The sequence below is a fragment of the Butyrivibrio sp. AE3009 genome (assembly GCF_000420845.1).
Classification (GTDB): domain Bacteria; phylum Bacillota; class Clostridia; order Lachnospirales; family Lachnospiraceae; genus Butyrivibrio.
In genome coordinates this window covers 125,325-138,977 of record NZ_ATVS01000002.1, presented here as the reverse complement: position 1 = coordinate 138,977, position 13,653 = coordinate 125,325, and the positions used below count along the sequence as shown (strand labels likewise).

Below are 13,653 nucleotides of genomic sequence, written 5' to 3'. Positions count from 1 at the left end.
CCCAGCTCAATTAAAGATTATATTTTGCTGCGATAAGAGGAGCAACCTTGGATGAACCGATTCTGCTGCAGCCTGCCTCAGCATATGCCTTGGCATCCTCGATGGTTCTGATTCCACCGGCAGCCTTGATTTTAACATCAGGGCCGATGTGCTTCTTGAAAAGCTCGATATCTGCGAGTGTGGCACCTGCAGATCCAAAGCCTGTAGAAGTCTTGATGTAATCAGCCTTAACCTCTGTTACGATCTTGCAGAGCTCGATCTTCTCTTCCTCTGTGAGGTAGCAGGTCTCGATGATAACCTTAAGAAGCTTGTCGCCGCAAGCCTTGCGGATTGCCTCAAGTTCCTTCTTAACCTCATCAAATCTGCCGTTCTTAACATCGCTGATATTAACTACGGTATCAATCTCTGATGCACCGTCCTTGATGGCCTCCTGTGCCTCAACAACCTTGGATGCGCAGCAGCTGTAACCAAGAGGGAATCCGATTACCGTGCAAAGCTTGAGTGCATCGCCGTATTTGTCATGTGTTCTCTTAAGATATGTGGGAGGAATGCAGACAGTAGCTGTGCCGTACTTAACAGCCTCATCGCAAAGGCTTACGATATCCTCCCATTTAGCATCAGCCTGAAGCTGTGTGTGATCAATGAGTTTCAAAATATCTTTCTCTTCCATAGCTCTATCCTTTCTCATATAGTTAAAAAACTATCGTTTCTTATGCATAGACCATTATATCCCCATAAGCATAGTCGCGCAACTTTGCAAAGAAGGGCACGAAAAAAGGCCACAGCACAATGGCTGCGGCCTTGAAAGTCATGAATTACTTTTTATTTACAGCGTCCTTAAGAGCCTTACCAGCCTTGAACTTAGGAACTGTAGCTGCAGGGATCTTGATTGCAGCGCCTGTCTGAGGGTTCTTACCTGTTCTAGCTGCTCTCTTAGCGGTCTCAAATGTACCGAAGCCAACGAGCTGAACTTTGCCCTTCTTCTTAAGTTCCTTAGTAACTACGTCAACGAAAGCCTTTACAGACTTCTCTGATGCAGCCTTTGTAAGGCCAGTCTCTTTTGCGATTGCTTCAACTAATTCTGTCTTGTTCATTCTGATTCTCCCTTCTCATACTTGTGATTGCATGTGTACTTGCAAGTCCCCCGCAAGTCACAAACTACTCTACTAGCGTAGTACAGAATGTGTACCTTGTCAAACGCATTTTTATTCACATTATTCCGAACGCTTAACAAAAGCCTCAACATCCCTTGTTTCGTAGCTTTTCACCCTTACGCCGTCATAGCTGTGTTCAAGGTAAATTATGGCTTCAAGGCCTGTTTTTGTATTATCATGCAGTCCCTGATAGGCTCTGAAGTTCCCTAAAGAGTAAAAAATTAGCATTTTTTTACCGTCAGGCCTATTTTTTTCTTCTACTTTCTGGGTCACATGAGGATGAGTTCCGATAACAATGTCTGCTCCGCCCTCTGCAAAAAGCTCTGCCAGCTCTTCCTGCTGCTTGGACACTTCCGCCTGGTACTCCTCACCCCAGTGGGCAAAAACCACGAGAATATCAGCTTCTTTTCCGGCTGTTTCCATATCTTCCAGCACCTTGGCTCTCTCCTTTTGGCTGCTCGGAAGATAGTGTACAATGTATGGATATTCATCCTTCGCATCATACCCGTTGGTTCCGTAGGTGTAGGAAAAAAGTGCGATTTTCATGCCGTTGCATGCCTTTATCACATAGGGCTTATACTCAGTATCGCTGCTCTTTTGAACCCCCGGAGTAAGAATATTCTCTTTTTCAAAAAAAGAAACAGTATCGTCAATGCCGGTAATTCCTCTGTCCAGCGCATGATTGGAGCCGCATACAGCCACATCAAAGCCGGCACCTGCAATTGCCTGCCCAACTGCCATGGGAGATCCGAAAGAAGGATAACCTCCAACAGCCTCCTCATTATTCACAAGTATGGATTCCAACTGTATTGTCGCTATGTCGGCGCTCTGAATTTCCGAAACAAAAGGCTCATACAAAAAATCATAGTTTCCGCCATGTTTCATATTGGCATATTCATATATTTCCTTGTGGATCAGATTGTCTCCAAAAGCAACAAGTTTCACATCATTTTTGATGCTCTTGATTCCAAATGAATTCCATATCCAGAGGGTGCTGTTACCGGAAATCCGCTCGGTAAGAAGGATCTTGTCATTCTGCTCCATGAGCTTCATCCTGGTCATTTCTTCGCCTATGTAAGAAGCGCACCACTTCTGTCTCACCTCGTTATCTTCGGAAATCTCATAGATAAAAATATGCTGTGAATACCTGTCATCCTCATTATCCGTAATCCAGAAAGGCCTTGCTTTTCCGTATATCCCCTTCTTCCAGAGAAGAAGTAATATCTCCGTCTGCCCGTTTCCGTCAAGGTCGGAAAAAAGAAAATCCTGTATCTTGTATTCTTTTCCCGATTCCCATAGCTTTTCGCCTCCCGGAAGCGTCACAACAAGCTTTTTATCCTTCAGTATTCCGGCAATTCCGCTCCCGGTATACCTTTTTGTCTCATTCCACTTGACATGAAGGGGTATCCCTTTTCCCAAACGCAGGAAAATCGTGATGCAAAAAACTACTGCCGCCGTAAAAAGCAGCAGTAGCCAAAAATATTGATTTTTTAGAAATTTATTTTTATGCATTTTTAATCCACACGATAGCTCAGTGTCCATTTTGCCCTGTCGGGAGCAGGCTCTGATTTAACCCAGTTCCAGTTGTCATCCATATGGCCGCCGTCCAGTCTTTCCCTGAATTCTTCGTCGGTGAGACGGTCACTTATCGGGGTTTCAAACTGATAGAAGCTGTATACGCTTCCGCTTCCGATATGGAGCTTGCCATCCATGGGAAATGCCACATAGATATTGTCAGCTTTTCCGGAGCCGATCTCCAATACAGTGCCCTTGGGATCTGTAGCAATGTCAGCAACTACCGGACAGGGAGCCTGGTTGCTCTCAAAAAGATCATCAATGCTGTCTTTGTTTACATCGTACCAGATATGCTCAAGATAACCGCCATACTCACGGATAAATTCATATTCACCGTCGGTGCGTTCTTTATTCGTCAGCTCTTTTTCGGAAATGGTAAGCAGAGTTTTTCCTATCTCTGTAAGCTTATCAAGGTTCTCGGCATCTTCAGCAGCAAGCATTCCTCTTGCTGAAAGTCCCTCTTTTGTCTTCTCGGAAAGGAATACGAATCTGCTGTAAACAACGGGCTGAGGATCCACATATCCTCTGTCATCAGGCTCATCCTCCCAGCCATCGCCCATCTCTGCGGCATAGGCCTGCTTGGCATAAAGAATGGTATCATGCTTAAGCTCGGCATAGGAACCTGCAAAGGTTTCAAGATTCTTCCTGGTCCATTCATCAGACTGCATATAGGAAGGATACCCCTCCTTCTTTTCCTCCAAAAGAGGTCTTAAGATGTTCAGCCATCCCGCATAGAGACTTGAATTCCAAAGAACAGGATCATCGTTGTTAAACATAGCCTTTGCCTTGGCAAGCTGCTCATCATAATTGGGATAATCGGTGGAACCTTCCTCCTTCAGGATCTCGTAGGCCTTCTGTGATCCAAGGGCTGCGGGAACATCAAGAGTATCCGGAAGACTTCTTCTCTCACCGTTTGCATTTTCCTCAACTTCTTTGTACATGAGTCTCTGGAAGATCGCAGCGTCAATGGTAAAGCGCTGTCCCATAAATCTGAAGGTTGGAATAACCGGGTTATCTCCCTCATCTACGGGAACCGAATTGATCTGGGGAACACCAAGATTTAAACGCTCTGCCAAAACCGTATCAAAAGCTGAAGAATTATCCTTCATATCAGAGATCTCCGGGATCTTGCCATAAGCCTTGACTAATATCTCCTTCATCTGAGCATATCCCGGATCATCAGATGCACCGGCAAAAAATGAAGTGATGTCAAAAATTTCACTCCAAGAGCTCTCATTCCCGGAAATAGCCGCACTTATCAGGATACTGCTTCTTACCTGATCTTCATCCTTAAGAACGAAGCCGATCCTTCCGTACCACATCATTGTGCGGAAATACTTTTCAAGCTCGGGGCTCTTAGTATAGTTACCTCTGGGCTTGTACTGAGTGTAGTCCTCATACTCATCTGTCAACGGACATTTCTCAATATTGCCCGCAGCCATTATCTTGTCGTACTCTCCTTTTGCTGTATCAAGAGCCTCTTTATCCATTAGGCTTGTGGCATTTCCATCATTCTGAATAAGCTCTGCGGTGTAGAAAAAGATAAGATTTCTAAAGGCTGCACTTTCCCACTCAGTGCCCTTAAGTTCCGAATAAGCGCTCTCTGCCTCTGCTGTCATGGCATCCGTAAGAGAAGTAAGCTTCGAAGTCAGATAGTTCTCTTCGGTTTTTTCAAGAAGATGCGCAAAGTAAAGGTGATAAGTATGTAAAAGCGAATCTACAGTGACAAAATTTGGGAACATGCAATATCTGTTGTACTCATAGATATCAAAGAATTCCTCATCGCCACTTTTAGATACATAAAATCCGTTGTTCTTAAGTGCATTCATGCGGTCCTTTACATGGTTATACTGACTTTCATTACTGGGATCCAGCAAATAATCAAAGCGCTCTGCAACATAAACGTTTGAAAAGTCATCTGCGATGGTCATTGGTTCCACAGAGGGCACAAGGTTCTTATCATAATAGATTTCTTCGCTGTCTCCCAAAAATGATGTTCCTACCGCATATACACCATGCGCGGTGGTATCCATCGTAATGTTATCTGCCTGATCTGATACATCTTCTGATGTTGCATCAGTAGCCCGGTCGGTTGTCTGGTCAGTGGATGCCTGCGATAACTCATCATTGGACTTTGAAGCCTCCACAGCGCCATCCTCTATCGGTACTTCCTGATTGCCTAAAGCTGAGCAGCCACCCAGTGTCATGGAAGCTGCCAGTAAAACTGCCAACATTCTTTTTGTCATTTTTGTCCTCCTCTGAATGTCTTAAAACTTAGACTTTATCCATTATAACACATGTCCTTATATATATATTACAGATAAGAAGCGCAAAACGAATTCGCCTGCCGGCCTTGTGCAACAAAAAAGAATGCCGCCCTGCAAAAAGACAGCATCCTTCGTAGTCATATTAAATTATTGTCTGTCCTTCATCGGCTTATACTCTTTGCGGGGCTCAATAGCCATATACGCAGGACGAATGATCTTGCCGTTATTGGCCAGTTCCTCCATTCTGTGGGCGCTCCAGCCAACAATACGTGCCATGGCAAATATGGTGGGATACAGCTCTTCAGGGAGATCCAACATTCTGTAAACGAAACCTGAATAGAAGTCCACGTTGGCACTTACGCCCTTGTACATGGTGCGCTCGCCGCTGATGATCTTGGGAGCAAGGCGCTCTACCATCTCATAGAGTGCAAGCTCGTCTTCCCTGCCCTTCTCCACTGCCAGCTTCTCGACGAAGCTCTTAAGGATCATTGCTCTTGGATCTGACTTGGAATAAATGGCATGTCCTATTCCATAGATAAGTCCAGCCTTGTCAAAAGCCTCCTTATTAAGGATCTTATCAAGGTATGCTGTAACCTCATCCTCATCCTTCCAGTCTTTGACATTAGCTTCAATGTCATCAAACATATGAACAACCTTAATATTGGCACCGCCGTGGCGTGGTCCCTTAAGAGACCCTATTGCCGCTGCGATAACGGAATAGGTATCCGTCATACTGGAGCTAACTACATGGGTTGTGAAGGATGAATTGTTACCGCCGCCGTGTTCCATATGAAGCACAAGGCAGATATCAAGAAGCTTGGCTTCAAGCTCCGTATATTTGCTGTCAGGCCTTAAGAGGTACAGAATTGTCTCTGCTGTTCCCAGTTCCTCTCTCGGAGGGTGGATAAACAGAGAATTGCCCTCATGATAATGGTTGTAAGCATGATATCCATAGATAGCAAGCAGCGGGAACATACTGATAAGTTGCAGTGACTGACGCAGCACATTTGGAAGTGAAACGTCATCTGCATAGTCATCATAGGAATACAGTGTAAGGACACTTCTTGCCAGGGTATTCATCATATCCCTGCTGGGTGCCTTCATGATAACATCGCGTACAAAGCTGGGAGGAAGACTCTTGTAGATACCAAGAAGCTTCTCAAATTCAAACAGTTCCTTACCTGTGGGAAGCTTATCAAAAAGAAGCAGATAAGCACACTCTTCAAATGCAAATCTGTTCTCTGCAACTGCATTGTCAATAAGCTTATGAACATCGTAGCCTCTGAAAAAGATCTCTCCGTCGGCGGGAACCTCCACGCCGTCAACCACTTTCTTGGCTACAATCTCGGATATACGAGTCAGCCCCGTAAGGACTCCCTTACCGTTAAGGTCTCGAAGTCCTCTTTTTACGTCATACTTCAAAAAAAGTTCATTCTCAATAAGATTTGCTTCTCTCGAAAGGTTAGAAAGCTCAACAATCTCCGGTGTGTTTTCCGAGTAATATCCTTTACCTAAATCCATACGCACCTCCTGTCGGGAATATTCATTTCTTCTGTTTCTTGTTATTCTGACTGTAAAATCTTCTCTTTCCCCTCTCAACCGAAAGATAGAATACTATCCACACCACAAGGACCACCGCATAGATAATGGCATGATAAATGCCGTATCCGTATAGATCCAGTCCTATGCCGACCATTCCCAGAAGCACCAAGATCATCCCCTCTGCCAGATGCCTTGGGTAAGCATATTTCTTGAAAGCCTCTCTGTCGGTAAGAGTGTGTACATTCACTGTAGGTGGCAAAATAACGCCTACTTTTATTATATCATTAAGTTTCATCATCTGAGCAGCATAAATCATGTAAATACCGCCCAGAACGATGGCTATGTCAAAAATATTGCTGTATGTATCCATAAATCATCCTTTAGATTCCAAGAAAGTTCTTAACTGCGCTCTCCATCTCGCTCTTTTCCACAACCGTCTTGTGTCTTATCTCAGCGGTTCTGATGGATTCAACTGCCTCGGGTATAGCAATTCCTGAAACAGCACTTAGCTCATCTGCCAGAGCAAAGTCATCCTTGCTCTCATCGCCCTTGCCAAGGGCATTCATAACGCTTCTTGTGAACTTATATGGGCTTGCTGTGGAAGCAATAACTGTTACGGTCTTATCTGCGGTGTCCTTAACATACTTGTCGTAAACAGCACTTGCAACCGCTGTATGTGTATCGATGAGATATCCTGCATCCTCAAAAAGCTTCTTGATGGTGGCAAAAGTCTCTTCCTCTGAAGCGAAGTTACCATAGAAATCTGTGAGCTTACTTCTCATCTCATCTGTGATAACATACTTGCCGTTCTCGGAAAGGTCCTTCATGTAAGCTGCATCTGCTGCTGAATCATCTCCTGCAATGTGATAGATAAGTCTCTCAAGATTTGAAGAGATAAGAATATCCATTGAAGGCGATGAAGTAAGCACAAACTCACGGTTTCTGTCATAGGCTCCTGACATGAAGAAGTCAAAGAGAACCTTGTTGGAATTGGATGCACAGATAAGCTTTGCAATAGGCACACCCATGTTCTTGGCATAATAAGCCGCAAGAATGTTTCCAAAGTTACCTGTGGGAACAACTACATTGATGCTGTCGCCGTCGGCGATTCTGCCCTCCTTGAGGAGCTTGCAGTAAGAATAAACATAATAAACGATCTGAGGAACCAGTCTTCCGATGTTTATGGAGTTGGCTGAAGAGAACTGGAAGCCCTTCTCATCCATAACCTTGGCAAGCTCAGGATCTGTAAAGAGCTTTTTAACGCCTGTCTGGGCATCGTCAAAGTTTCCTTCGATACCGATAACACAGGTGTTATCACCCTTCTGTGTAACCATCTGCTGTTCCTGTATGGGGCTTACGCCGTGCTTGGGATAAAAAACAATGATCCTTGTGCCGGGAACATCTGCAAAACCTGCAAGTGCAGCCTTACCTGTATCTCCGGATGTAGCTGTAAGAATAACGATCTCATTCTTGGCGTTATTCTTCTTGGCAGCTGTTGTCATTAGATATGGAAGAATTGAAAGAGCCATATCCTTAAAGGCAATGGTTGCTCCGTGATAGAGCTCCAGGTAATATGCTCCACCTGCCTCTGACAAGGGTGCGATCTCCTCTGTGTCAAACTTGGAATCATACGCGTGTGAGATACAGTATTTGAGTTCCTCCTCAGTATAATCCGTCAAAAGAAGCTTCATAACCTCATAGGCTGTGCCCTGATAATCAAGCTGTGCTAATTCTCTCAATGACTTCTCAAGGGTGGGTATATGATCCGGAACATATAATCCTCCGTCCGGTGCCAAACCTCTGAGAATCGCCTCAGACGCCTTGATCTGTCCTTTTGCTCCTCTGGTACTGCTGTACAAAACTTCCTTTGCCATTGCTTTCACTCCTCATTTATTGGTAAAATATTAATTGATATAGTGATAATTATAGATTTTTCAAGGTAAGATTTTACCCTTTGAGTAATCAGTATACCATAATACCCACGAAAATATCTACCATTCATTTTAATACTTTGAATTATTAAAGCACTAAACAAAAGGTTTGTAAAGATGGCAGAAAAGATAAGTAAGATCCGCAATATCGGCGTCTACGAAACTGCCCTGAAGGACGGTACTCCCTCCTTCAGAGCCTCCATCACCCACGGCGGAAAGCATATTTCCCTGGGGTCTTTTTCCGATGCGAACACTGCTGCCGTTGTTTACAAAGAAGCCCGTCACATATTATCGGACCCTGACTTTGTTGTTTCTTCATACAACTCCAATATGTACCTTCCCTTTGATAAGTGCGTGTGCCTTATTAATTTCAGGGATAAGGGCATGTACATCTCCAATCCTATTTATCTTGAAAAGAAATACTTCTTTTATTATCTGTCTCCAACGCTTGTCTACAAATTCGATATAGAGGATCTGTTTTACTACTCTTCTCATAAGATCATGAAAAGAGGACGTCATCTTTTTGTTGCGGACTACGGCAGTCAGCTGTCCGTCCTTGCCCGCTATGGGATCAAGAGCTATGCCGTGGAAGGAAGAGATTACCGCTTTGCAAATGATGACAGTACAGACCTTAGATATGAAAACATCATCATTCTGAACAGATACAGAGGTGTAATGCAATTTGCCGAAAAAGGCTTCATCCGCTACAAAAGCGTAATACATGTCAAGAGTAATTATGTGATCGGCAAGTACAACACAGAAGCCGAGGCAGCCATCGCCTATAATAAAGCCGCTGATATTCTCAAAAAAAATGGGATAAAGAAAAATTTCCAACTTAACTACGTGGAAGATCTTTCTCCATCCCAATATGCCGATATTTACACTAAACTTAAGGTTTCAACTAAAATTTATGAACTTCAGCAGACACCCAGATCAACGTAATAATTTCTGAAATTACCGGGCTCCACATATACATTTACGGGATAGCCCACATTTAATCTGGCTCTGACATCATTAGTTACGTTATATAATCCTTCGCTGACAAAACGGTATTCCGCACCGCTTGATGGCTCTACATAGTTTGCATATACAACAATAGGTCGCTGTCTCCTGCTAAAAGCGTTACCGGTTCCGGTAATATTTGTAATTATGGCCTGTACAATCCAGCCATTTTGCAGCAGTCTCTCTTTTTTCTTTTTCGCAGCCACGACGATACTTACTATGATGGCTCCTGCTATTGCAAATACGAAACCTATTCCGCCAAATATATATCCAATGATATTCATACCGGGTGCCATGATCTTGGAAGGATCATCGGGATTCAAAAGAATCTGCACCTCATCTCCAACTTCCATTCCGGTAGTGTAAAAACCGTAACTTACATGGTCATAGGCTCTGCCTTCGTAAGTATAATCCACATAGGTGTAATAAGTTTTCTCTTTTCTGTTTCTTCCGTCTCTATGAACCGTTCTGGTTTCAACCTCTATGTCAGATATAACTCCGGTTATCTCAACAGCGTTTGCCTGAAAATTATGGAAAAAAACGGATATAAAAATTCCGACACCAAAGAAAATCAAGCCAAGAGCTAATAACACTGATCCAACAATAGTCCCAACAAAATTCTCTTTATTAAACATACTTAAATCACTTTCTCCATTCCTGTTTTTTCTTAATTCTAGTTTCATAAGCTTATATTTCAAAGCTTTGATCCCACAAATTAAAACAGTCCATTTCTCCAATCCTTCATATTATATCTGGCAATGGCTGTAACTCCCACTATAGTCCAGGTAACTCCCGTTGCAACCCACAGTCCCCAGGCTCCGAGAAAAGGAAGCGAACACAGAAATGCGGGGAATATTACTCTTCCCGTCATCTCGGCTATTCCTGAGATAAGCGGAAACTTGGCATCTCCTGCCCCATTGAGTATTCCCCTTCCCACATAGATTGCTCCAAGTGGCAGATAGAATATAGAAAGGATCTTCATTGCTTTTGATCCGAAGCTTATGATCTCGGTCTCCGAACCATCAATGAATATTTTCACGAACATATCGCTGAAAAGCATCATAACAGATATCATCACCGCAGCATATATAACCATCATTATCATGCCGCTTCTAAAGCCCTGTTTGACTCTGTCACCTTTTTTGGCGCCGATATTCTGACCGGTGTAGGTAGACAGCGAATCCTGAAGAGCCTTGAACTGCATATTGACAATGTTCTCAATCTTGCTGGTGGTGGTAAAAGCCGCAACAACAATAGAGTCAAAGGAATTGATAACTCTCTGAAGGATAACGAAGGACAGCGCAATAAGTCCGCTCTGAAGTGCCATTGAACCTCCAAGGGTATAGCACTTGCGGATAATATCCGGATCCAGTTTCCAGTCGCTTCTCTCAATCTTAAAGACAGGATTTCTCCAAAAAGCATATGCAATGGAGCCTGCGGCAGACAGAGCCTGCGCCGTAATTGTGGCGAGCGCAAGTCCCACAACTCCCATCTTGAAATATATTACAAACAAAAGGTCCATAAAAACATTGAGAAAGCTGGATACTATAAGAAAATACAGAGGTGTCTTGGAATCTCCCACACCTCTCATAATATAGGAAATCGTATTGTAAAGAGCTGTTCCTATGAAACCTATGCAGGTAATGGCCATATAGGCTGTGGCGGAATCCACGATATCCGCAGGAGTTTTCAGAAGGTTCCTGAGCACATATCCCGACAGGCTAAATCCAAGAAATCCCACAAACAACGCTGTGACACTCACCATAACAAAAGCATTGGTTATCACCTTCCTAACACTTTTCATATCGCCGCTTCCGAAATTCTGAGATATCAAAATTCCGATTCCTGTCGCAAGACCGTTACCAAGTGCAAAGAACAGATTGGTAATTGAGCCGGTGGATCCAACTGCAGCCAGTGCCTTGGCGTCTATGAATCTTCCTGCGATTATTGTATCCACGATATTATAAAACTGCTGAAAGATGTTTCCCATCATCATGGGAAGCATGAAGGACAGAATAAGCTTATAGGGTACGCCTTCAGTCATGTCCCTGGAAAACTTTTTTGATGCTGTCTGGGCCATAAAAAATCCTCAATTATATCAATACCGGTTTTAGTTACCAGTTTAGTTTCTCCCTGAGATACGCCGTCAGAGCTGCTGTGGCATTCTCATGGGACTTTTTTCCGGGGTGCATATGAGCTCCGAAGGTCTCCATGGTGGTGTTTGGAAGCTGGAAAAAGGATACGTTGGTGTCCCCTGTTTCTTCCTTGTACTTCGCTATTGCTTCAGTGATTGTAAGGTTCAGATCACATCCCAGCATGCCATAGCACCAGGCCAGATGGGCCTTGGGATTGTTCTTTCTGAGCATTTTCAGGAAATTCACCGCTGCATTCTCTACCTTGAGCTCGTCCTCCCTGTTAAGGGATCCGTCCTCATTTCTTCTCATCTTGTAGGTCTTGCCATCCTCAGGATTTACAAGAGGCGGCTGTGAAAAAGAAGTAATGTCATTGGTTCCCAAGTTTACAACTATAGCATCGGGCTGCCAGGATGTAAAGTCATAGGGCTCATCCATACCAAGTTCCTTAGAAAGAGGCCCTGTCACAAGACCGCAGACCTTCTCATATACCTTGGGAATATTGTGCCTTGGATCATTGTCCCAACCGCAGAATACTCCCCAGCCGCCCTGGGACAGAATGTGGTAGTCAGCATCAAGCTCTTTGGCCGTCATAACAGCATAGTTCACGGAGGCGCTCATATACATGGCAAGCCAGTCTGTATCTGTAACAGCGCCGTAGCTCCCCTCTCCGGAGGTGATACTGTCTCCGATGAATTCAAGTCTTCTTGTGAGCTTTCTCACCTCATGAAATTCTCCGTTTAGTTCAAAGCCGTGAACCAGAACCTTGCATTTCTCATCCTCGCTCATAGCCTGAAGCTCTCTGTAGAATTTCACGGTCTTAATTCCGGCGGGATCCATGTTTCTGAACAGGCAGATCCTGTGTTTTCCCGGAAGCAGCATCTGTCTCCCCATAAGTGCTCCGTTCAACTCATAGGCAACCCATGGCTCATGGAAGTCGTTGTCCGTCTCCACCTCGATCCACAAGTCGGAGCCAGAAACCCTGATCTCAACGGCGCTGCCGTTAAAAAGAAGCGGCAAGGGCTGTCTTACCCTGCCAAGTCTTCCGTAGATATTTATATTTCTGTCTTCAATATCATTTACCGCAAAATACCTTAACTCTCCCATCTTTTTTCCCTCTCTGACTTAAGCATTATATTTTATTATATTGCTTTTCGTTTCAAAAAAAAGCGCATATTCAACCTTTTTTACTGTGTTATAATATCCATTGGTCAAAATCAAAAAAAGGAAAAGGATAAAACATGAATTACGTATATGAGACTCATCTTCACACTGTGGAAGCCAGCAAATGCGGCAAAACTCCGGGTAAAGACTACATAGACTATATGATAGATCTTGGTTACAGCGGAATAATCGTAACCGATCACTTTTTTACCGGCAACAGCTGCGTACCGGCAGACCTTCCCTGGAGCGAAAGAGTCGAGATGTACTGCAGCGGCTATGAGCATGCCCTTGAAGCAGCCAAAGGCCGCGACTTTACCGTAATGTTTGGAATAGAATATAACTTCCAGGGGGATGAATACCTTCTCTACGGAATAGATAAAGAATGGCTTCTTGCCCACCCTGAGATCATGGAAAGGGACAGATGCCTTGTAAGAGACCTGGTTCACGAAGCAGGCGGCATTATGGTTCAGGCTCACCCTTACAGAGAAAGGGACTATCTGTCCGCAATACACCTTATGCCCTCTGTATGCGATGGAATAGAATGCTACAATGCAGCCAACCCGGATTATCAGAACGCTCTTGGTTACCGTTTTGGCAAAGAGCATGATTTCCTTATGACAGGCGGCTCTGATATTCATCTTCTGGGTCAGAAAGACATGGGCGGAACAAGCTTCCCCTACAAGATTGGTTCAATCTCCGAGTTTGTCAGAGCTTTCAAGGCAGGAGACGGCACTCCTGTTCAGAAAAGAAATGCAGCCGAGGCAAAAGAATTCATTTCCGTTGAAGCTACAAGTGAACTTACTACGGTAACACAGCCGCCTGTTCTGCCGGTTATAGATCACGATAATTTGTGATTTGTCCATTGAACCTACTTTATTGTATACTT

General features: G+C 44.0%; 12 protein-coding genes. 2 read left to right on the top strand and 10 right to left on the bottom strand.

Translation table 11 applies throughout. The features are described from left to right. Positions 1-10: 10 nt before the first annotated feature. The 7 genes from deoC to thrC form a co-directional block, all read right to left on the bottom strand. A complete protein-coding gene (gene deoC, locus G588_RS18820; protein ID WP_022777063.1) occupies positions 11-670 on the bottom strand; it encodes a deoxyribose-phosphate aldolase in 660 nt (219 codons plus the stop codon). Between the two features lie 145 nt (positions 671-815). Next, positions 816-1,094 (bottom strand): HU family DNA-binding protein, encoded by a 279-nt coding sequence (locus G588_RS0101890; protein WP_022777062.1) that lies wholly within the window; start codon positions 1,092-1,094, stop codon positions 816-818. A 120-nt stretch (positions 1,095-1,214) separates the two neighbouring features. Further along, positions 1,215-2,573, bottom strand: a complete 1,359-nt coding sequence (locus tag G588_RS21160; protein ID WP_022777061.1) for a CapA family protein — start codon at positions 2,571-2,573, stop codon at positions 1,215-1,217. A 95-nt stretch (positions 2,574-2,668) separates the two neighbouring features. Beyond that, positions 2,669-4,975 carry a DUF3160 domain-containing protein gene (locus G588_RS18810; RefSeq protein WP_022777060.1) on the bottom strand — a complete coding sequence of 769 codons (2,307 nt, stop codon included), beginning with the start codon at positions 4,973-4,975 and terminating at the stop codon, positions 2,669-2,671. Positions 4,976-5,143: 168 nt separating this feature from the next. Beyond that, entirely contained in the window at positions 5,144-6,517 is a 1,374-nt protein-coding gene (locus G588_RS0101875) for a citrate/2-methylcitrate synthase (RefSeq protein WP_022777059.1), read from the bottom strand. A 22-nt stretch (positions 6,518-6,539) separates the two neighbouring features. Continuing rightward, entirely contained in the window at positions 6,540-6,908 is a 369-nt protein-coding gene (locus G588_RS0101870) for a hypothetical protein (protein WP_022777058.1), read from the bottom strand. Between the two features lie 10 nt (positions 6,909-6,918). Continuing rightward, complete coding sequence (gene thrC / locus G588_RS0101865) at positions 6,919-8,412, bottom strand: threonine synthase (RefSeq protein WP_022777057.1); 1,494 nt, start codon at positions 8,410-8,412, stop codon at positions 6,919-6,921. 174 nt (positions 8,413-8,586) lie between these two features. Between thrC and G588_RS0101860 the strand changes: the two genes are divergently transcribed. Continuing rightward, positions 8,587-9,411 (top strand): hypothetical protein, encoded by an 825-nt coding sequence (locus tag G588_RS0101860; protein ID WP_022777056.1) that lies wholly within the window; start codon positions 8,587-8,589, stop codon positions 9,409-9,411. On the opposite strand, the gene G588_RS0101855 is transcribed toward G588_RS0101860, so the two are convergent. The 3 genes from G588_RS0101855 to G588_RS0101845 all read right to left on the bottom strand — a co-directional run bounded on the left by G588_RS0101855 (position 9,387) and on the right by G588_RS0101845 (position 12,710). Then, on the bottom strand, positions 9,387-10,106 hold the full coding sequence (locus G588_RS0101855) for a DUF3592 domain-containing protein (RefSeq protein WP_022777055.1): 720 nt from the start codon (positions 10,104-10,106) through the stop codon (positions 9,387-9,389). The two genes, G588_RS0101860 and G588_RS0101855, sit on opposite strands and share 25 nt — an antisense overlap. Positions 10,107-10,186: 80 nt before the next feature. Beyond that, positions 10,187-11,551, bottom strand: a complete 1,365-nt coding sequence (locus tag G588_RS18805) for an MATE family efflux transporter (RefSeq protein WP_022777054.1) — start codon at positions 11,549-11,551, stop codon at positions 10,187-10,189. A gap of 34 nt (positions 11,552-11,585) precedes the next feature. Then, positions 11,586-12,710: an SGNH/GDSL hydrolase family protein gene (locus tag G588_RS0101845; RefSeq protein WP_022777053.1), complete on the bottom strand. Its 1,125-nt coding sequence runs from the start codon at positions 12,708-12,710 to the stop codon at positions 11,586-11,588. Between the two features lie 134 nt (positions 12,711-12,844). On the opposite strand from G588_RS0101845, the gene G588_RS18800 reads away from it, so the two are divergent. Continuing rightward, positions 12,845-13,621, top strand: coding sequence for a PHP domain-containing protein (locus tag G588_RS18800; RefSeq protein WP_022777052.1), 777 nt, complete (start codon positions 12,845-12,847; stop codon positions 13,619-13,621). The last annotated feature ends 32 nt before the right edge of the window (positions 13,622-13,653 follow it).

Coding starts and splice junctions, on each gene's coding strand:
- deoC (WP_022777063.1), bottom strand. CDS start 670: ATGGAAGAGAAAGATATTTTGAAACTCATTGATCACACACAGCTTCAG.
- G588_RS18800 (WP_022777052.1), top strand. CDS start 12,845: ATGAATTACGTATATGAGACTCATCTTCACACTGTGGAAGCCAGCAAA.
- G588_RS18805 (WP_022777054.1), bottom strand. CDS start 11,551: ATGGCCCAGACAGCATCAAAAAAGTTTTCCAGGGACATGACTGAAGGC.
- G588_RS0101860 (WP_022777056.1), top strand. CDS start 8,587: ATGGCAGAAAAGATAAGTAAGATCCGCAATATCGGCGTCTACGAAACT.
- G588_RS18810 (WP_022777060.1), bottom strand. CDS start 4,975: ATGACAAAAAGAATGTTGGCAGTTTTACTGGCAGCTTCCATGACACTG.
- G588_RS0101870 (WP_022777058.1), bottom strand. CDS start 6,908: ATGGATACATACAGCAATATTTTTGACATAGCCATCGTTCTGGGCGGT.
- G588_RS0101875 (WP_022777059.1), bottom strand. CDS start 6,517: ATGGATTTAGGTAAAGGATATTACTCGGAAAACACACCGGAGATTGTT.
- G588_RS0101890 (WP_022777062.1), bottom strand. CDS start 1,094: ATGAACAAGACAGAATTAGTTGAAGCAATCGCAAAAGAGACTGGCCTT.
- G588_RS0101855 (WP_022777055.1), bottom strand. CDS start 10,106: ATGTTTAATAAAGAGAATTTTGTTGGGACTATTGTTGGATCAGTGTTA.
- G588_RS0101845 (WP_022777053.1), bottom strand. CDS start 12,710: ATGGGAGAGTTAAGGTATTTTGCGGTAAATGATATTGAAGACAGAAAT.
- thrC (WP_022777057.1), bottom strand. CDS start 8,412: ATGGCAAAGGAAGTTTTGTACAGCAGTACCAGAGGAGCAAAAGGACAG.